The 19,812-nt window shown below is 63.8% G+C and carries 11 protein-coding genes; 4 read left to right on the top strand and 7 right to left on the bottom strand.

Annotated features, from left to right (window positions below; translation table 11 throughout):
• Positions 1–12 precede the first annotated feature (12 nt).
• Both KUV81_RS01525 and KUV81_RS01520 read left to right on the top strand, forming a co-directional pair.
• Positions 13–1,017 (top strand): Solitary outer membrane autotransporter beta-barrel domain, encoded by a 1,005-nt coding sequence (locus KUV81_RS01525; RefSeq protein WP_222542078.1) that lies wholly within the window; start codon positions 13–15, stop codon positions 1,015–1,017.
• A gap of 272 nt (positions 1,018–1,289) precedes the next feature.
• Positions 1,290–1,820: a porin family protein gene (locus tag KUV81_RS01520; protein ID WP_222542077.1), complete on the top strand. Its 531-nt coding sequence runs from the start codon at positions 1,290–1,292 to the stop codon at positions 1,818–1,820.
• A 56-nt stretch (positions 1,821–1,876) separates the two neighbouring features.
• On the opposite strand, the gene KUV81_RS01515 is transcribed toward KUV81_RS01520, so the two are convergent.
• The 5 genes from KUV81_RS01515 to KUV81_RS01495 form a co-directional block, all read right to left on the bottom strand.
• Complete coding sequence (locus KUV81_RS01515; protein WP_222542076.1) at positions 1,877–4,258, bottom strand: TIM-barrel domain-containing protein; 2,382 nt, start codon at positions 4,256–4,258, stop codon at positions 1,877–1,879.
• A gap of 22 nt (positions 4,259–4,280) precedes the next feature.
• On the bottom strand, positions 4,281–6,200 hold the full coding sequence (locus KUV81_RS01510) for an alpha-amylase family glycosyl hydrolase (RefSeq protein WP_222542075.1): 1,920 nt from the start codon (positions 6,198–6,200) through the stop codon (positions 4,281–4,283).
• Positions 6,201–6,238: 38 nt separating this feature from the next.
• Complete coding sequence (locus tag KUV81_RS01505) at positions 6,239–8,839, bottom strand: alpha-amylase family glycosyl hydrolase (RefSeq protein WP_222542074.1); 2,601 nt, start codon at positions 8,837–8,839, stop codon at positions 6,239–6,241.
• Entirely contained in the window at positions 8,836–10,368 is a 1,533-nt protein-coding gene (locus KUV81_RS01500; RefSeq protein ID WP_222542073.1) for a tryptophan halogenase family protein, read from the bottom strand. Before KUV81_RS01500 ends, KUV81_RS01505 begins: the two co-directional genes overlap by 4 nt.
• A gap of 219 nt (positions 10,369–10,587) precedes the next feature.
• Positions 10,588–13,311, bottom strand: coding sequence for a TonB-dependent receptor (locus KUV81_RS01495; RefSeq protein WP_222542072.1), 2,724 nt, complete (start codon positions 13,309–13,311; stop codon positions 10,588–10,590).
• Positions 13,312–14,067: 756 nt separating this feature from the next.
• Between KUV81_RS01495 and KUV81_RS01490 the strand changes: the two genes are divergently transcribed.
• Both KUV81_RS01490 and KUV81_RS01485 read left to right on the top strand, forming a co-directional pair.
• Positions 14,068–15,699 carry an alpha-glucosidase family protein gene (locus KUV81_RS01490; RefSeq protein WP_222542071.1) on the top strand — a complete coding sequence of 544 codons (1,632 nt, stop codon included), beginning with the start codon at positions 14,068–14,070 and terminating at the stop codon, positions 15,697–15,699.
• A 167-nt stretch (positions 15,700–15,866) separates the two neighbouring features.
• Positions 15,867–17,435 carry a hypothetical protein gene (locus KUV81_RS01485; protein ID WP_222542070.1) on the top strand — a complete coding sequence of 523 codons (1,569 nt, stop codon included), beginning with the start codon at positions 15,867–15,869 and terminating at the stop codon, positions 17,433–17,435.
• 67 nt (positions 17,436–17,502) lie between these two features.
• Here the strand turns inward: KUV81_RS01485 and KUV81_RS01480 are convergent, their stop codons facing one another.
• Both KUV81_RS01480 and galU read right to left on the bottom strand, forming a co-directional pair.
• Positions 17,503–18,270 carry a RelA/SpoT domain-containing protein gene (locus KUV81_RS01480; protein ID WP_222542069.1) on the bottom strand — a complete coding sequence of 256 codons (768 nt, stop codon included), beginning with the start codon at positions 18,268–18,270 and terminating at the stop codon, positions 17,503–17,505.
• Positions 18,271–18,586: 316 nt separating this feature from the next.
• Positions 18,587–19,495 carry a UTP--glucose-1-phosphate uridylyltransferase GalU gene (gene galU / locus KUV81_RS01475; RefSeq protein ID WP_222542068.1) on the bottom strand — a complete coding sequence of 303 codons (909 nt, stop codon included), beginning with the start codon at positions 19,493–19,495 and terminating at the stop codon, positions 18,587–18,589.
• Positions 19,496–19,812: the final 317 nt, after the last annotated feature.

Here is a 19,812-nt window from a genome sequence, read left to right as displayed (position 1 = left end):
CAGGACGATCCAATGCGACAGCTCGCAGCCCGGCTGATGGCCCTTGCCCCATTGCTGGGCCCCCTGTTCGCCCCACCGCCGGTGCGAGCCGAGCCTCTTCCGGGCCTGGAGGCAGCCGTGCGCCAGCAGCTCAACGAGGTGTTCAGTACCACGGCGCTGCTGACCAACACCGAGGCCCTGAGCCTGGGGTTCGTCAACTTCGATCCCAACGAGTTCCTGCCCATCGACAACCCGGAGTTCGGCGACGCCGAGTCCGTGCAGCTGCGCAACGATCTGGAGGTCTACACCCTGCCCTGGAGCTGGGTGCTGGCGGATTTCGAGGCGGGCCAGCTGGGGCTCAAGGCGCGGCTCAGCTACGTGCACAGCAAGCAGGAGCTGTCGCTGTTTCCTCTGGAAGATCCCACCGTCGACATCAACGACGACCGCATCTACAGCCTCTTTTTGCAGCCCACCTTTCGGGTGCCCCTCGGCGAGCGCTGGCGGGCCCAGTTTGGTCTGGGGGCCTTCGTGATGCGCTACGAAAATGATTTTCGCTTTCGCAACTCGGTGAGCCGCCAGCTGCAGCCCTTTCTGGACAACAACCTGACCAACATCGCGGTCAACGCCTGGCTGGTGCAGCCGGAGCTGCGGGTCGACTACCGCTTTGGACGGGGCCGGTCCTACTGGCAGTACCACTCCGCCCTGGCCTACACCGTCGGACGCAGCTTTAACGAGCCCGGCCCCATCGTCAACGCCGACCCCGAGTCCTGGCGCTGGCTTAACGGCGTTTCTATGCGCCGCCCCTTCCCGCTGTTTCTGCCGGATCAAGACTACCGGCTGACCCTCAACCGCATCGACATCCGCGGCGACACCGTGCGCCCCTTCGACACCCACTACTACTACGAATTCAGCGCCGAATGGCTGCTCAACACCAAGGGCAAGGTGCCGCTGCTGGACGACGTCGGGGTGGGCCTGCTGCTCAACTACGGCTCGGCGCTCAAGGGCGCCAGCCTCATCTTCGTCTACAACGTCGACTGAGCCGGGCAAACCCCGGTTACAAAATCCCGTCCCACGGGGATCCAGTGCCCTCCTCCTCGACAAGGTGCTGAAAGCCCGCGCCCCTTTGGGGCCACTGTCACGCCCCCTTGCCCTCGCCTGACTCCCTGCATACCCGGCAAAACTTGCCCTTCCCCGGTGCTGAACTAGGCTCAGATCGCCCCGAATCGACCAGAGCGTCGAGGGGCGCTCGCTGTCATCCCGGGCCATTGGGGCCCGGAGCGGCAATGGAAGAGCAGGATGAGGAGTAAATGATGATGAATGCACGCAATACCCTGGCGCTCAGCGCCATCCTGGCTCTGTGCAGTGCGCCTGCGCTGGCCAAAGACGAAGGCTTCTACATCGGTGCCTCCCTGGGTGGAGCCACGGTGCAGCAAAAAGGGAACGACGCGATTGACTTCCCGGAGTTCGACGAGAGCGATTTCGCCTGGAAGATCTTTGCCGGCTACCAGTTCGGCCCGGTGTTGGCCATCGAGGGCGGTTACGTGGATCTGGGGTCCCCCAGCACCAGCCGAACCGAAATCGACCCCTACGGCCTGGACGTGTTCGTGGTCGGTGGGATCCCCTTAGGGCCCATCCGTGGCTTCGGTAAGCTCGGTGGGATCTACTGGGATGCGGATGGCACGTTTGACGGTCAATCTGACAGCGACGATGGCTTCGAACTGGCCGCCGGCGTCGGCCTGGAGTTTGAGCTGGGCTCCTTCGCCATCCGCGGCGAAGTGGAGTACTTCGACATTCTCGATGAAACCTGGATGTACACCCTGGGGGCCACCTTTACCTTCTGATCCCTAAGGTGTTTCGCAACAAAGCAAAAGCCGCCCCGAGGGGCGGCTTTTTTGCCTCAGCGGATATCAATGCGCCGCTGCCCTTCCCCCCACGCCAGGGAGACTCGCAGCGTCCCCTCTGACCACTCAAAGGCCACCGGCTGGCCCTCCACGGTCACCGAATTCGGCTTGCTGGGCCAGTGGTGCACCTGGAGGCTCACCTGGCGCTGGGTCGGCTGACCCGGGTAGGCGCCTTGCTGATCCAGGGTAAGGCTCAGCGCCTGACCGTCGAAGCCGGAGTGGAAGCTCAGCAGCTGATATCGGCCGCTGGCCAGGCTGTCCGGGTCTACCCCGTCGTCCTCGAACATCTCACCACGGCCCTCGGCCACGCTGGCATCGTGGTAGTAGTGCAGCTCCAGCGCCGCACTGGAGTAGTCCCGGGTGGACTGGGTGGCGGCCACCATGGGCACGAAGCTGCCGGCCCGAACCAGCACTGGCAGGGTCTCCAGCGTCACTGGCACCGAGACGCTCTGTCCGCCCGTGTGTCGCGTGCCATGGAAGTAGTCGAACCACACGCCCTGTGGCAGGGCCACGCTGACCGCCGTCACATCGGGCTGAACCACCGGAGCCACCAGGAAGGCGTCGCCCCACAGGTAGGCGTCCTTGTTGTCGAAGGCGCTGGCGCTGCCCTCGTCTTCGAACATCATCGGTCGCATCAGCGGCAAACCGGTAGCGCTGTTCTGGTAGGCCAGGGTGTAGTTGTAGGGCAACATCCGGTAGCGCAGCTTGATCCACTCCCGCACGATCTCCTGGGTGACGGCATCGTGGAACACCGGCTCCGGGGCGATGTTCTCCTGGGCGTGGGGCCGGTAGACCGGCTGGAACACCCCGTATTGCAGCCAGCGGGTGTACATCTCGGCATCGAAGGTTTCCCCACCGGCGAAACCGCCGAGGTCGGAGTGGGTGTACCCCAGCCCCAACAGGCCCATCTGCAGCGACAGCTCCACCTGGGGCTGCAGGCCCCCCCAGCTGCGGCTGACGTCACCGGTCCAGGGGATCATGCCGTAGCGCTGGGAGCCGACAAAGCCGGAGCGCATCATGATCATCGGCCGGCGTTCCGGCTGGGCCTGGCGCAGCCCCTCGTAAACCATGCGCGCCCACTGGTGGCCGTAGGCGTTGTGAATTTCATCGGCGGTGCCCACCGCGTGCACGGTATCGTGGGGGTGCACCTCGGGCTCCCCCAGATCCCCCCACCAGCCGGTGACGCCCTGCTCCATCAGCCCCCGGTAGATCTCCCAGAACCAGTTCTGGCCGGGCTCGGCGAAGACGTCCACCAATCCGGTGTTGCCGAAGTAGAAATCAAAGGTCTTGGGTTTGCCGGCAAAGTCATTAGCCAGGGCCTTCGCCTCCACCGCCTCCTCCCAGCGCTTGGAGGTGGTGAGGATAAAGGGCTCGGTGATGAGGATGGTGTTGACCCCCAGCTCCTGGAAGTCGGCGATCATCTTCTTAGGCGTCGGGAAGGCCTCAAAGTCCCAGGCCAGGTTGCCCATGTGGCCCTGCACGTTGGGGCCGAACCAGTAGAGGTCCAGCACGATGGCGTCCAGGGGGAAGTCCTGGTCGATGAACTTGGCCACGGTTTCCCGGGCCTCCTGCTCGGTGTGGTAACCGAAGCGGGAGGCGAAGTTGCCCAGGGCCCAGCGCGGCGGCAGGGGCTGGCGCCCGGTGGCCGCGGTGAGGTTTTCAATCACCTGGGGGTAGTCGCTGCCGGCGGCCACCAGGTAGGCGGTGCGCCCGCCCACGGCTTCGAACTGCAACACGTCCGACTCGGTCTTGCCCAGGTCCATCCAGCCGCTGGCGGCGTTGTCGAACACCAGAGCGTACTTGTTGGAGGAGAGCACCGCCGGCAGGCCGTAGTACATCTGCTCGGCGTGGGTGGTGTAGCCGTAGGAGGCCTTGTTGTAGAGCGGCAGGCGATGGCCGCGCCGATCCATGCCCAGCACCCGCTGACCGCCGCCCACCAGCTTCTCAGACTCCTCCAGGGCAAACCGAAAACCGCGCACGTTGTCGTGCACAAAGAGGCCACTCTCCTCCGCCAGCACCACCTCGCCGTCGTGGACAAAGCTCAGGTGAAACGGCGATGGGGTGATCACCGCGGACAGCTCCGGCAGGGCATAGGTCCACTGCCCCTCGTCTCGGCTCAGTTCGCCCTTGACCAGCGCGGTATGCTCATCAAGACCATAAGAAGGCAACTGCTTAACCCCTTCGGCCTGGTAGTGGACCGCCAGGGCCCCCTCGCCGTATCCACTCAGGGTCACCGAGCCCTCGTCGGTCACCAGCACCAGGGCGTCGCCGTCGAAGTGGTGGCTGACCAACTCAGCGGCCAGGGCGCTCGGCGACAGCAGGGTGCCCAGCACCGGGGCCAGCAGCCCGGCCAGGGCGAAATATCGGGAAATTCTCATTGTCGTTGTGCTCCCTTTCGGTTCAGCGAACCAGTTCCAGAATGCGCGATTGCAGCGGCGCCAGCCCCATGGCCACGACACCCACGCCGTTCTCCACGGTAAGGGTCAACCGGGCATTGCCCCCCAGGCGGTCCAGCAGGCGGTACTCCCCGTCCGCAAGATCCCAGGCGGCGATCTGCTCCGCCGGCAGGGTGAGCTCGGTATCGGCGCCGGTTTGGGCATCGAAGTTGGCGACGATCAGCAGCTTCTGTTCGTCGCTCCAGCGCAGGTAGCTGAACAGGCGATCGTGGTAGCCCTCGGCGTTGGCGTTGGCCCGGTGGATCGGCACGTACTCACCCATCAGCGCGGGGCTGTTGGCGGTGAACTGCATCAGGGTCACGTAGTACTGACGCAGCCGCTTCTCGTGTTCGGTCAGGGCCCCGCCGTCGAAGGCGCCGCCGTTCATCCAGCGCTGGTGAGCGGGCACGCCCCAGTAGTCGAAGATGGTGGTGCGGGTGGCCTTGCCGAAGCCGGCGTCCCCCGCTCCAGGCTCGCCGACGTCCTGGCCAAAGTAGAGCATGGTGGGGGAGGTGCTCAGGGTGGCGGAAACCACCATGGCGGGCAGGGCGTGCTCCGCCTTGCCGGCAAAGTCCGGACTGGCGATGCGCTGCTCATCGTGGTTCTCCAGGAAGTGCAGCATGTGGTGCTCGATATCCGCCATGCCCTCCTGGATGGGGACGATGGCGTCGGTCACCGCCTTGCCCTGGATGATCGCCTTGAGCGTGTCATACAGCTCCACCTTGTCGTAGAGGTAGTCCATCTTGCCCAGGTGCAGGTAGTCGCGGTAGAGGTGGGGCTGGTAGACCTCCGCCAGCAGGAAGGCCTCGGGATTGGCGTGCTTGATGTGGCTATTGAGGTAGCTCCAGAAGGCCACCGGCACCATCTCCGCCATGTCGTAGCGGAAGCCGTCGATGCCGAACTCGGTCCAGAACAGCACGATGTCCCGGAACTTCTCCCAGGAGTCCGGCACGTCCTTGCCCTGCCAGAACTGGTAGTGGGCGCTCACGTCCATCTCGGCGTACTCCGCCGGCAGCTCGGGAAAGTCATGACTGCCGTCAGGACGCACCCCGTAGTTGACCTTCACCGTTTCATACCAGTCGTGGAAGTGGGGCTGGGCGTCCCGGGCCCCGTTGCCGGTCCACTTGGCGGGGTTCTCGGCGTACTCGCCGTCCGCCAGCGGGTGGGCTTCACCGCCCAGTGGCTGATAGCCCTCGAGCCACTGGGGCACCTTAAAGGGCTGGCCCACCACGTAGTAGAAGTTGTTGTCCCGGGCGTACTCGACGCTGGTGTCGTCTTGGGCCCCAAAGTCCTCGACCCCTTCGGGCTTGCCCAGGGACTCGTAGCCGCGGGCGATGTGATTGGGGACGATGTCGATGATCACCTTAAGGCCGTGGCGATGGCTGCGCTCCACCAGGGCCTGGAACTCCGCCATGCGGTTGGCCGGATCCTCCGCCAGGTCCGGGTTGACGCTGTAGTAATCCTTCACCGCGTAGGGGGAGCCGGCCCGCCCCTTGATCACGTCCGGATCGTCGTTGCTGATCCCGTACTGGGTGTAATCCCCCACCAGAGCGTGGTGCAGCACCCCGGTGTACCACACGTGGCTGACCCCCAGCTCCTTGATCCCCTCAAGCGCCGCGTCGTTGATGTCGCTGAACTTGCCAACGCCGTTCTGCTCCTTGGTGCCCCAGGGCTGGTTGGCGGTTTGGGTGTTGCCAAACAGGCGGGTGAACATCTGGTACACCACCGCCTTGTTCGCCTCGGCACTGGCGGCCTCGCTCGGCTTGGGGGCCACCTCGGCTTTGGCCGCCGGCTTGGCGCTGTCGGCGGGGCTGCAGGCGGCCAGGCCCAGGCTGGCGGCCAGGGCCATGGCGGTGGTCAGGGGACTCAGTGGGAATCGGGTCATCGGGTCTCTCTTATGTTGTTATTGAGTTATCTGAAGCCTCACTGGGGCAAGGTCAGCCACAGTGCATCCATGATTCGCGGGCTCTCGGCGCTGCCACCGCCAAAGGCCCAGGGACCGGCCACCGGTTCAAGGGGACGCAACGCCCCCTCCCCGGTGCGATCCCAGGTGGTGATGTAGAGGCGCGCGCCGCGCCAGTGGGACACCCCCAAAGGAGCGCCCTGGTAGTGCGAGGTAAGGGTGCCGGCGGCCTTATCCACCTCGATGCGGGGCACCGGCCCCACCTGGACGCCGGTGCGCTGCGCGCAGGCGCCTTCGGCGGTGAACAAACCATTGCCCCAGCCAAACAAACGGTGGCCCAGGTGCCAACGTGCCCCCTCGGGCATGGTGGCGTTAAGCTCCGGCAACGCCCGAATCGCCGGGCGTTCAGGCCACTGGGCGGAGAGGTCAAAGAACAGGCCGAAGCTGACGTTATCGAAGCCGTTGATCGGCTGCCAGCTGTCGGTGATCTCAGCCAGGCGCAATGTCAGGGTCAAATTGGCACCGCCGGCCTCCACCTCGGCCCCCAGCAAGTCTCGCTGGCCGCCACTGAGAGCATGGGTTGGCCGGGCGTAGCGCTCATCGCCCGCCGGGGCCGACATCTGGGTGCGCCACTGGGGTTCCCTGACGTGGCTCTGGTAGGGGATGGGATCGCTGGCCAGGGCCAGCGTGGGGGCGTACAGGGTCAGTCGATGGGTCGACAGGCCCAGATCCCGCACTTGAAGGGTGTGGCGCCATTGGCCATCCTCGGCCACGGCGATGGGCTCGGCGCGGGCCACATCGCCGTCGATCACCAGGTAGAGGGGGCTGTCCGGATGCTCGAACCGGCCGGAAAGCTCGGTGTCCTGGGTCAAGGTCTGGCCCGACAGCGCCGTGGTCAGTACCGGCGGTGTCAGCAACCCCGCCGCGGTGGCGGACGCATCGGTGCTGCCCTGCAACCGGTAAACCCGCACCGCCCGAGCCGGCAGTGTGGTGGTCAGCTGTCCCGGACTCATCAGGGCGTTCGCCCCCGCCCCCACGGCACCGGACTCATCCAGCAGCGGCTGCCATTGGCCGGCGGCCAGCGGCAGATTGGCCACCAGCTGCGGCCGGTCGGCGCTGTTCAGCAGCACCAGCAGACGCTCGCCTTGATGGGCCCGTTCGAAAGCCAGGACCCCGGGGCCGGCCTCGTTGGCCGCCAGTACGGTCAAAGTGCCGCGGGTCAGCGCCTTGTTCGTGGTGCGCAGAGCCGCCAGGTCCCGAATGAACGAAAACATCGGCGAATTAGTGTCGAATTGATCGACATCGGAGCCGTACCCGCCGGCAAACATCGCCTGACGGGTGTGCTTCAGGGCCTGCTCGTCTCCCTGGTAGATCACCGGGATCCCGGGCACGGTAAACAGCACCGCCATCGCCTGGCGGAACGCCGCTTCGGAGCCGGAGGCCAGGAAGCGTGGGGTGTCGTGGTTGTTGACGAAGTTGGGGATGACGTAGGGATCGGGGTAGATCGCCATCTGCTGCTCCAGCCGGTAGGCCAGCTGGGCCGTGGGAGCGCCCTGGGCCAGCACCCGGTCGAGCTCGAAATAGAGCGGGAAGCCGATCACCGAGTTGAGCTCAGGCCGCTCGGCACTGCCGAGGAAACGGGCCAGTTTGCGCTCGCCGGCGTTGTCCATGGGGGCGGAGCCGTCGAACACCTCACCGAAGGCCAGGAAGTGGTCCCGCCCGCTGGCCCGGGCCGCGGCCTGGATCCCGTCCGGGGCGTGGAAGAAGTCGTGCCAAAAGTCGTGCTCCACGTACTTGACGGTGTCCACCCGGAAGGCGTCCACCCCCACGGTCTCTATCCAGTAGCGGTAGCTGGCTTTGAGCGCGGCGCGCACCTCGGGGTGGCCGGTATTGAGATCCGCCAGGTTGGCCAGCTGATATGTGAACTCCTGCACCGGATCGCCGTAGTCGCTGATGGGGGGCGTCCAGTGGTAGATGTCCGCCGCGGCGTGCTCCGGGTTCAGGCGATCCGTGCGATCAAAGGGCGCCTGGCTGGGAAAACGGTTGCCCGGGTGGTCGTCGGCGAAATGGACGAAGTGCTTGGCGGTGTCCTCAATGTCGTAGGGCCCCTCGTAGCCGAAAAAGTTGCCCGTGTGGTTGGCGACGATGTCCTGGATGAGGTACATGCCCCTGCGGTGCAGTTGGTCGGAAAGGGCCTGGTACTGAGCCAAAGTCCCGTAGTGAGGGTCCACCCGGGTGAAATCCCTGGCCCAATAGCCGTGGTAGCCGCCGTATTGGCCCCTGGGGTACCACCACTGGTTGGCCACCGGGGGGGTGAGCCACAACGCGGTGGCGCCCAGGGCCTGGATGTAATCCAGCCGCTGGGTGATGCCCGCCAGATCGCCGCCGCTGTAGCGCCGGTGGTCGCTGGGGTCGTACTCCCCGGCCCCCTGATCGTTGTTGTCCGGGTCACCGTCGTTAAAGCGGTCGGTCAGCACGAAGTAGATGATCTGGTCGCGCCAATCCGGTGAGGGGACGTGCAGCTTCAGTTCGCTTTGCGGGGACTGGGCCAAGGCGCCGGCACTGAGCCCCATTGATGCCAACAGCACCGACAGTAACATCTTGGGACGCCGGGCCGTCATGCCGGCACCTCGGTGTTGCTCTTTGAAGCCGGGCAATACTGGGCCAGGTAGTCCCCGTGGGTGGGCAGTTGAGTCACCGCGTGATCCACCAGGGTGCGGTAGTTCGCGAGAAACTCCTCCAGCTGCGCTTCGGAGAGATTCTGTGCTAGCGGGCTGTGGCTCTCGGGCAGCCAGCCCTGGCCCAGCATCACCTGCTGCCAGGCGGTCTCGGTAAAGAGCTCCTCCTGCTGGCGCACCAGGCGGCCGCTTTGCTGAAACAGCGCCAGCTTGTGGGCCAGGCTGTCCGGCAGGGCCATGGTGCGGCAATGCTGCCACAGGGGCGCGTCGCCACGGCGGTTGAGGTGGTAATGGAGGATGATGAAATCGCGGATCTGCTCAAACTCCACCTGGGACTGGCGGTTGAACTCGTCACGCAGGGCCTGGGCGTCGCCACCCTGAGCGGGAAAGAGCTTCACCAGGCGCATAATGGCGCTTTGAATGAGGTGGATGCTGGTGGACTCCAGGGGCTCGAGGAAGCCACTGGATAGGCCGATGGCGATGCAGTTGCGCTGCCACTGCTGGCGCCGACGCCCCACCCGGAAACGAATGAGCCGCGGCTCGGCCAAAGGGGTGCCCTCCAGGTTCTCAAGCAGCAGGGCCTTGGCGGCGTCCTCCTCCAGGTAGCGACTGGCGAACACCAGGCCATTGCCGCTGCGGTGCTGCAGGGGGATCTGCCACTGCCAGCCGGCCTCGTGGGCGATGGCACGGGTGTAGGGGCGCAGCGGGCCGGTGTTCTGTGTGGGCACCGCCCAGGCGCGATCGCAGGGCAGCCAGTGGGACCAGTCGTCGAAACCGGTGTTGAGGGCCCCGTCGATGAGGCGGGCCCCCAGGCCGGAGCAGTCGATAAACAGCTGGCCCTCGATGCGTCGGCCATCCGCCAGCTGAAGCGCCTGAATGTCGCCGCTGACCGGGTGCAGATGGACCCGCTCCACCTTACCCTCCACCCGGCGCACTCCACGCTGCTCGCTGTAGCGGCGCAGGTACTGGGCGTAGAGGCTGGCGTCGAAGTGGTAGGCGTGCACCAGGCCCCCCAGCGGTGTGCCGGGCACCCGGTCCAGGCGGGCAAACTTATTGGCCTCGGCGGCCTGGCTGTTGAGGGAGTAGCGCCACAGCGTGGTGGGGTCGAGGGGCTGGCCGCTTTGCGACTGGCTCCTGAGCCAGTAGTGGTAGAAGGGGGTGAGCCCCAGATCTTTGCCGATGGGGCCGAAGGCGTGCAGGTAGCGCTCACCCGGCTGACCCCAGCCCTCAAAGCGGATCCCCAGCTTGAAGCTGCCCTGAGTGGCGGCCATAAAGGCCTGCTCGTCGATGCCCAGGGCCTGGTTGAACAGGGCCAGGGGCGGAATCGACGCCTCCCCCACCCCGACCGTGCCGATCGCCTCCGACTCCACCAGGGTCAAGTCCAGGGCGGGACCGAGGGTTTTACTGAGCATGGCGGCGGTCATCCAGCCTGCACTGCCACCGCCGAGGATCACCACCTGTTGCTGCTTCATGCCGACTCCTTCTGGGAAGTTCTTCTCATCCGGCGGGTGAGCGCCGGGGCACAACGGGTTGGCCCGAGCATATCGGACCGGGTCAGGGCCCACCAGCGTCGACTCGGGCCCGAGTGTTTTGTCCTTGGCTCACACCGCTGAGACAACGGCTTGAGCCAAGGACAAAAAGGCCCCTGCAACACGCGATTGACAGGGGCCTTTTAGCGGCAGGGCTAACCCTTAGAAGGTGTAGCTGCCCCCCACCAGGATGGTGCGACCGTAGCTCTGGAAGTCACGCACCAGGCGCTTGTCGCCGTTCTCGTAGGTCTTGAAGGGCTCGTCGGTCAGGTTGAGGCCCTGGACCAGCAGAGTCAGACCTTCCAGTGCGGCGATGCCGGAGTGGGAGAAGTCGTAACCGATCTGGGCATCAACGATGGTCTCGCTGTCCACAAAGCGCTTGTCACGGGCCAGGCTCAGGCCGCTGACTTCGCCCAGGAACTCGGAGCGGTAGCGGGCGCTGACCCGGAACTGGAAGCCGTAGTCTTCGTAGTAGACGCTGGAGTTGATCACGTCTTCGGACAGGCCCGGCAGTTCCAGCGGCTCGCTGTCGGAGGTCTCCTTCACTTCGCTGTCGGTGTAGGAGTAGTTGACGGAGGCGCCGAAGCCGGAGAGGGCGTCGTGCAGCAGGTCACCGGTGACGGAGAGGGTCAGCTCGCCGCCCCAGATGTAGCCGCCTTGGCCGTTCTGCCAGATGCTCACGTAACCTTCACGCAGCTCCGGCTCGGGGCCCGCCACCGGAATGCCGGTGAAGTCGCCGATGGTCTGCTGCTGGAAGATGTAGTTCTCCAGATCTTTGTAGTAGACCGCCGCGGCAAAGTAGCTGGTGTCGGAGAAGTAGTTCTCGTAGCTCAGGTCGTACTGCCAGGCCATCCAGGGCTCCAGCTCCGGGTTGCCGCCGCTGCCGCCCCAGGGGGAGTTCTCGATGTCGGTTTCACCGGCGTTCTCCGGGTTGTAGGAGATCTCCAGGCTGGCGTTCATCTGGTCCATCCGGGCACGGGCCAGGGTACGGGCGATGCCCAGACGCACGTACTGGCTGTCGGCCACTTCCAGGCTCAGGTTGAGGCTGGGGAGCAGCTCCCAGTAGTCGCTGCCGCCGCTCAGGGGCACCACCTTGATCTCGCCCTCTTCGACGAAGGTGCCGAAGCCGTCGGAGCTTTGGTCGGTGTAGACGCCTTGCAGGCCAACGTTACCGCGCAGGGGCATGCTGCCCAGTTCGGTCATGATGTCCGCCTTGACGTAGGTGGTCATCACCTCCTCTTCCACGTCCCAGGACTTGGTCTGGCGCCAGGCGTCCAGGGCCAGGGCGTCGAACTCGTTGTAGAAGTCGCCGCTGTTGTACAGGGCGCGGGAGTCGTAGCTCAGCAGGTTGCCGATGCCGATGAAGTCCAGGTTGACCGAGGGCAGCAGGTACTGGCTCGGCACCGTGGTGGCGGCGTCGTTTTTCAGCTGCAGGTAGGCGGCGTTGTAGGCCTTGTTCTTCTCGCGGTTGGTGTAGTTCACCCCGAACTCCACCTGGGAGATGGGGCCGGACTCGATGATGCGCGCGGCACTCAGGCGGAAGGCGGAGAGCTCATCTTCCAGATCGATGTCGTTGATGAACCCGTCCTGGATGCCGTTGGCAAAGCCCCAGCCCTGGGGGTTACCCAGTTGCACCAGCGCCGGATCGGCGTAGTTGGTGTTGTTGCTGAAGATCGCGCCTTCGTTGGTCATGCGGAACCCGAAGGTGTCCTGCAGGCCCTCGTCGTAGCCACGGCCGATGCCGGAGTAGCTTTCCAGGGAGAAGGTGTTGCTGTTGGCCTTGGAGTAGGACAGGTCCGCCTCGGCGCTCCAGAGATCGCTGAGCACGTAGCTGATATTCCAGCCCACGGCGGTCAGATCGGCGTCGCGATCTTCGTAGTCGTTACGCAGCACCGGCTTGACGCCGCTGAAGCTGCCTTCGGTGATGAGGCCGTCTTCAACCACGATGCTGGCCGGATCCAGCTGAGCAGCACTCCACTGCAGGGGGATCTCGGCGCCGCGCAGGCTGTAGTTGTCTTTGAAGTCGGTGTAGAAGACATCGACCACAGAGTGCAGGCGATCGTTGGGGGCAAACTCGAACACCGCCATGATGCCGTCCCGCTCCAGCTCGGAGGACTGGACGTAGGGCTTATAGCCGCCCATCACCAGGTCGCCGTTGTATTCCGGGTAACCCCAGATGTGGCTGCGCTCGAACTGGCTGGGGCTGGACATGGAGGAGAGGCCGATGGCCACACCCACGGTGTCGTCCAGGAACTGGTCGATGTAGGAGAGGCTCACCCGGTAGCCGTTGTTGTCCACATCCGGGTTCAGCTGGTCCATGTCGTTCTCTTCGTAACGACCGTTGACCACTACGGTGCGCTCACCGTGGGCCAGGGGGCGGACGGTTTGCAGATCCACGGTACCGCCGATGGCCTGGGCCATGACGGTGGCGTCCGGAGTCTTGTAGACCACGGCGGAGTTGATGAGCTCGGAGGGGTACTGGTCGAACTCAACCCCCCGGTTTTCGTTGACGGTCACCTGCTCGCGCCCGTTCAGGGTGGCGGTGGTGAAGTCGGGGGCCAGACCGCGGATGGAGACCACGTTGGCGCGGCCGTTCAGACGCTGGGTGGTCAGGCCGGGCAGGCGAGCCAGGGACTCGGCGATGCTGTTGTCCGGCAGTTTACCGATGTCTTCGGCGGAGATGGCTTCGACGATGGAGGTGTTGTCCATCTTCTCGGCCTGGGCAGCGGCGAGGCTTCGGCGAATGCCGCGCACCTCGATCACTTCGACAGATTGGGCTTCATCCTGTGTCGCCACGGTGGCGTCATCTTCCGCAGCGTAAGCGACCGCATTGAAACCCGCGGCAACCAGAGCCAGCGTCAGCACACTCGGCTTAAACGGTGACATGTTCTCTCCCTCTTGAGGTTTTTATAATCGTCCTTGGCTTGTCGCTAGCGACACCGCTCTGTTACTGCTTCGGGCGTTATCGCCTTGGCCAACCCAGCTATGACTTGTTGTTGGCAGATGGTAATCACCCTGTTATTTGGCAAACAATCTTATGCATACGTATTCATGGATTTTCAGTCATCAAACTGACACCCCCGTTGCCCCAAAGCGGGGCAGGTAAATCCCCTTGCCACGGGCGCTGCCGAGCCATTATCCCGATGCTGTTCGCCAAGGCAAAGCCCCAATTGCCTCTCGCCCTCCCCCACCCGCTTTGCGCCAAAACAGGGCAAAGCTTGTTATCGTTTTGTGCGCATTTTTGCCGCAGACCCGCTTGACTTGCCCCCGGTGTTCTGGCCGGGCTCGGGGTTTCGTGACTCCTACCAGGGTGGCCGCCGGTCGCAGGCTCCACTAAGGGTGTCGTTGGCCGTGACTAAAGCCCGTTGGCGGGGCATCACGGCACTCAATTTGGCCTCTGAAACTTTTGGTGTGAGCGCCTGAACAGGGCAGGCGCCCGGTATAAGTCGCTAACGCCTTGTTTTACCTCCGTTCTCTGCGCCCTGGCTGGTGATTTTTGTTATGCATACGTATGCAGGATGACTCCTTTACAACAAGCCTTTAACGTATGCCTCCATAACGATAAGTACGAAAAAAGCCGGGGCGACCCAGGGGCACGCAGTCTCGCCCGCCCTCCGGCCAGAGGCAGAGAAAGGAATGGCAATGAACGAGAGCAACTGGTGGCGAGGCGCCGTGATCTACCAGGTCTACCCACGCAGCTTCGCCGACAGCAACGGCGATGGCGTGGGGGATCTGCCGGGGATCATTGCCAAGCTGGACCACATCGCCAGCCTGGGGGTGGACGGGATCTGGATCTCCCCCTTTTTCAAATCCCCCATGGACGATTTCGGTTACGACATCAGCGACTACCGCGATGTTGACCCGCTGTTCGGCAACCTGGAGGACTTCGACCGCCTGCTGGCCCGGGCCCACGAACTGGGCCTTAAGGTGATGATCGACCAGGTGCTCAGCCACACCTCTGCCGAACACGACTGGTTTAAGGCCAGCCGTCAGGACCGCGACAACCCCAAGGCGGACTGGTACGTCTGGGCCGACGCCAACGAAGACGGCACCCCGCCCAACAACTGGCTTTCCATCTTCGGCGGAGGCGCCTGGCAGTGGGAGCCGCGTCGACAGCAGTACTACCTGCACAATTTCCTGACCAGCCAGCCGGATCTCAACTTCCACAACCCCGATGTGCAGCAGGCGGTGCTGGACAACGTGGAGTTCTGGCTGGCCAAAGGGGTGGATGGCCTGCGCCTGGACGCCATCAACTTCTGCTTCCACGACGCCCAGTTGCGGGACAACCCGGCCAAGCCGCCGGCCGAGCGCCAGGGCCGTGGGTTTTCCGAGGACAACCCCTACGCCTTCCAGTACCACTACTACAACAACACCCAGCCGGAGAACCTGGCGTTTCTCGAGCGGCTGCGCGCCCTGATGGACCGCTACCCGGGCACCGCGGCGCTGGGGGAGATCTCCTCGGAAGACTCCCTGGCCACCATGGCGGAGTACACCCAGGAGGGGCGGCTGCACATGGGGTACAGCTTCGAGCTGCTGACCGACGATTACAGCGCCGGCTACATCCGCGAGACCGTCGAAACCCTGGAGCACCGGGTGTCCGAGGGCTGGCCCTGCTGGTCCATCAGCAACCACGACGTGGTGCGGGTGGCCACCCGCTGGGGCCGGGGCGAAGCCAACGACGCCCAGTGCAAGATGCTGACCGCCCTGGTTTGCTCGTTGCGAGGTAGTGTCTGTCTCTACCAGGGGGAGGAGCTGGGCCTGCCGGAGGCGGAGATCCCCTTCGAGCAGCTGCAAGACCCTTACGGCATCGCCTTCTGGCCCAACTTCAAAGGCCGCGACGGTTGTCGTACCCCGATGCCCTGGCAGCAGGACGGCGAGTACGCCGGCTTCTCTGACGTTACCCCCTGGCTGCCCATCCCCGAGGCCCATCGTGCCCTGGCGGTGGCGGAGCAGGAAACTCAGGCCGACTCGGTGCTGAACAGCTTCCGCCGCTTTATGGGCTGGCGCAAAACCCAGCCGGCCCTGCAGGAGGGAGGCATCCGTTTCCTCGACGCACCGGAGCCGGTGCTGCTGTTTACCCGCGAGCATCAGGGACAAACCCTGCTGTGCGGCTTTAACCTGGGCTCCGAACCGGCCCAGGTGGACAACCTTTTCGAGCAACTCGGTCCTTTTGCTCTTTCCGTACAGACGGGTCACGGACTCCGTGATGCCTCCGGCAAGGATGACAGCCTCTCCTTCCCGCCGTACGGTGTTTTTTTTGCTTGCTTGGCGTAATTGACGTCACTGATTGGCCCGCCTCAACGTCCGGTTGATGGCGGGCTTTTTTTTGCCTGGCGTTTTGGCCTCTGGGCCTTTCGCTAAAGCTTTCCTATGCTTACCGGAATAATAAGGAGAACCGGGCGGGCTCTGGCGGGCATCACCGCCGATTTTGGGGGAAAGCCTTGAGGGTTTATCGATTCACCGCATTGGCGCTGCTGCTCTGCTGCCCCCCCGGGCAAGCGGAGCCGCTGATTGAGACCTGCGGCGCCGACCCCAACTACGAGTTCATCAGCCACAACGTCTTCGACCCGGCTCTGCCCGGCTTCACCTGGGTGCACCGGCTGGCCAACAACCTGCACATCACCACCCGTCCCGTCACTTTGGAGAACGAAGTGGTGGGCTTTACCCCCTGTGAAGAGGACGTGGACGATCTCTATGAGCTTGAGCGCCACCTTCGCGCCCTGCCCTACCTGCGGGACGCCAAGGTGAGCGAGCGGCAACGACCCGGGGAGGAGCGGGTGATCGAGGTGGAGACCTGGGACACCTGGTCGCTGCTGCCCACCATCAGTTTCTCCCGTGAAGGGGGCGAGAACTCCGGCTCTTTGGGGATCAAGGACAGCAACTTCCTGGGGCTGGGAATCGACGCCAAGCTGCTCTACTTCAGCAACTACGAGCGCACCGGCTACCTGCTGGACCTGCACACCCCCCTGTTTCTCAAACAAAACCTCAAGCTGGATCTGACCCTGGCGGACACCGACGATGGGCGCAAGGCGGCCTTCGCCCTGACCCGCCCCTTTGTGGCCAAGGACACCCGGCGGGCCTGGGGCGTGGGGTTTAACGATGAGAAACGGGAGGAAAGCATCCGCCAGGCCAGCGGCGAGGTGAACCGGTTTGAACGGGCCATACTCCAGTACCGGGCGTGGTATGGCTGGTCCGCCGGTGAGGTAAACGAGCGAGTCTGGCGTTACCAGGTGGGGATCGACCGAAACAAGAACCGGTTCACCCAGGTGGAGGACACCTCGGTGCTGCCGGAAAGCCGGGACCGTTTGCCGCTGTGGTTTCGCGCCAGCTTCCATCAGGACCACTTTACCGAGCGGACCAACATCTTCCTGATTAACGGTTTCGAAGACATCAACCTGGGGCTGGACAGCGCCCTGCGCCTCGGTTGGGACGCCAAGGTTAACGGCTGGCTCGCGGACGCCCACCTGAGCTTTGGTGCCGAGCCGCATCCCCACTGGCTCTGGCTCACCCATTTCGAGCTGCAGGCCGAGGAGCGTGAAGACAGCGACATCCAGTTTCTCGGCCAGTGGCGCCAGGAGCTGTTCTACCGGCTCACCGATCCCGTGCGCCTTTACGCCAAGCTCGACCTGGTTGGCGGGGATAACCAGTACGTGGACGAGCCCATCACCCTCGGCGGTGACACCGGCATGCGCGGCTATCCGCTGCAGTACCAGCACGGCCAGCGTCACTGGCTGGCCACCGCCGAGGCCCGCTACTACCCGGACATCCATCTGCTGCAACTGGCGGAACTCGGTGCTGCTCTTTTCTACGACATCGGCCGAAGCTATGGCGACAGCGACTATCCGGACAACCCCACCGGCACCTTGCAAAGCGTGGGCGCCGGACTGCGCTTCTATCTCTCCCGGGCCGGCAGTCGCAACGTCATCCACCTGGATTTCGCCCGCCCCATCAGCGATGACCCGGAGGTGGATCGCTGGGAGTGGCGTCTGGAGGTGAAGAACCACTTCTAGTGTTTTCCCAAAGGCCCGAAAGCAAAACACCCCGCCGATGGCGGGGTGTTGTCTTTAAGCCGTCAGGTCAGGCGCTTTGTTGAACGCCGCTTAGGGTGCGGTGCCAGGCCTCCAGGTATAGGTCTTTGGACTGAAGTGCCAAGCGCTCGGCCCGGGCCTGTTCAAACTCGCTTAAGGGACGATGCTGGGCCTCACGCTCCATCGCCTGCAGTGTCTCGTAAATCTCATGCTCGGCGCCGTTTTTGATCTCCGCGATCGCAGACAGATGCAGCTGCACCTCCGCCACCATCTCGCTTTGGGGCAGGCGCACCAGCACGTTGAGATCACGATAGCCGTTGGCCTTGGGGGTTTTGAAGCGGTTTTTCACCGCCAGGATCTCCACCTGGCGCTCAAGTTGCTCAAAGGCGGCCACCAGATCGCCCACCTCGTCGGCCACCAGACTGGCTCGAGCCAAGTCGGTCAAGCGGCTGGCATCGCCGTCGAGCTCACCATACAGCTTGGCTTGTGCCCGCTCGCGGCTTTTGATCCCCGGCAGCAGGGGCTCGGCATTGGCGCTCAGGGCCACCTGACGGGTCAATTGCTCCAGCTCCAGTTGGGCCTGGGGCGCCTGACTGTAAAGTTGGTCGAAGTCATCCCAGGGCTGAAGGGCCTTATCGGAGCGGCTGGGGGCGATGGCGTAGAGATCTTTGAGGTCGCGGTAGAAACGCTGGCTGTTGGCCTGGACGTACGCGGTGCTGGTGAGGTTGGTGACCATCCCCGTGCTGGGTGAGGCCAGTGCGCCCGGGGCCCGGCTGACCATAAAGAGCACCAGGGCGGTTTGGAGAAGCTTAAACATCAGAACTCCTTTTTATCGGACGGGCCACGAACTGCTGCGGCCCCATTCGATGGAGTCCCAGTCTAGGGAATCGGTTCACAGATTGCTGTCATAACCGGCGTTCATATCAGCCTTTGTACAGCTTTGTGTTGGAGTGTTTCCTGACCGGCGTTCAAACCAGGGAGTCGAAGGGCAAGGAGTGGGACGAAGCCAAAAGAGAGGTGTGAAGATGGCGTTGAGGCATGCCAGGAGAGAAAGAGGGTAGCAGGGAGTGGGATAAGGGTGAAACAATAACGGCGGCCCAGGCAACATCACCTGGCGCCGCCGTAGCCAGTGATCACTCGGAAACCGATTGGGCCTTAAGCAGGGCCGCCAGGTGGGCCTTGAACACCTCTCCTAGCTCCGGGTGACGCAGGGCGTACTCGACGTTGGCTTTCATGTAGCCCAGCTTGTCGCCACAGTCGTGGGAGCGGCCGGTCATGTGGAAGGCCTCCACCGTTTCCTCCTCCATCAGCATGGCGATGGCGTCAGTCAGTTGGATCTCGTCCCCGGCACCGGCGGGAGTGCGGGCCAGCAGCGACCAGATATTGGCGGAGAGCAGATAACGCCCCACCACTGCCAGGTTGGAGGGGGCCTCGTCACGGGCCGGCTTCTCCACCACCTCACTCATGGGGGCAGCCTCACCGGGGGCAAGCTCTTGGCCCAGGCAGTTGGCGATGCCGTACTTGCTGACCTCCTCCTCAGGCACCGGCTCCACCATCACCTGGCTGTGACCGGACAGCTCAAAGCGTCGCTTCATCGCCGCCATGTTTTCAGTGCGCTGATCCGCGCTGGCCTCGTCGAGAATGACATCCGGTAGGACTACGGCGAAGGGGCTGTCGCCCACCAGCGGCTGGGCACAGAGAATCGCGTGTCCCAGGCCTTTGGCGATGCCCTGGCGCACGTGCATGATGGTCACATCCGGCGGGCAGATGCTCTGCACCTCGTCCAGCAGCTGACGTTTGACCCGCTTTTCCAGGGTGGCTTCCAGCTCAAAAGAGGTATCGAAGTGGTTCTCGATGGCGTTCTTGGACGCGTGGGTGACCAGAATAATCTCTTTGAATCCCGCGTTTACGCATTCTGCCACAATGTACTGGATCAGCGGCTTATCGACGACAGGGAGCATCTCTTTGGGGATGGCCTTGGTGGCGGGCAGCATGCGGGTACCCAGACCGGCCACGGGGATCACGACTTTCTTTAAGCTCATAGCACTCATCATTCTCGATTTCAGAACCAAATTCTGAAATGGGTTACAGCATCAGTATCCAGCATAAGATGCCGACAATGTCGCTAGCATGACAAGGAATGTGCACATTGTCTCATCTCACTGGGCGATAAGGTTACAACCGGCGACAATTTGGCCTGCCCACTAAGAATGGCTTACGGCCGCAAAGCTGAGTCTCTTAGCGCCCGACCAGGGCCTCCACTCCCTGCTGTGCCTTGCCACCAAACGCCGTCCTGGCGACTTACTCTCTCATGTGTGAGCAACTTCAGATTTCCTATCGACTTGTGCGCCTATTGTAT

It is taken from the genome of Ferrimonas balearica (assembly GCF_019802085.1).
In the GTDB taxonomy this organism is placed as follows: domain Bacteria; phylum Pseudomonadota; class Gammaproteobacteria; order Enterobacterales; family Shewanellaceae; genus Ferrimonas; species Ferrimonas balearica_B.
This window is presented reverse-complemented; position numbering and strand designations above follow the sequence as displayed.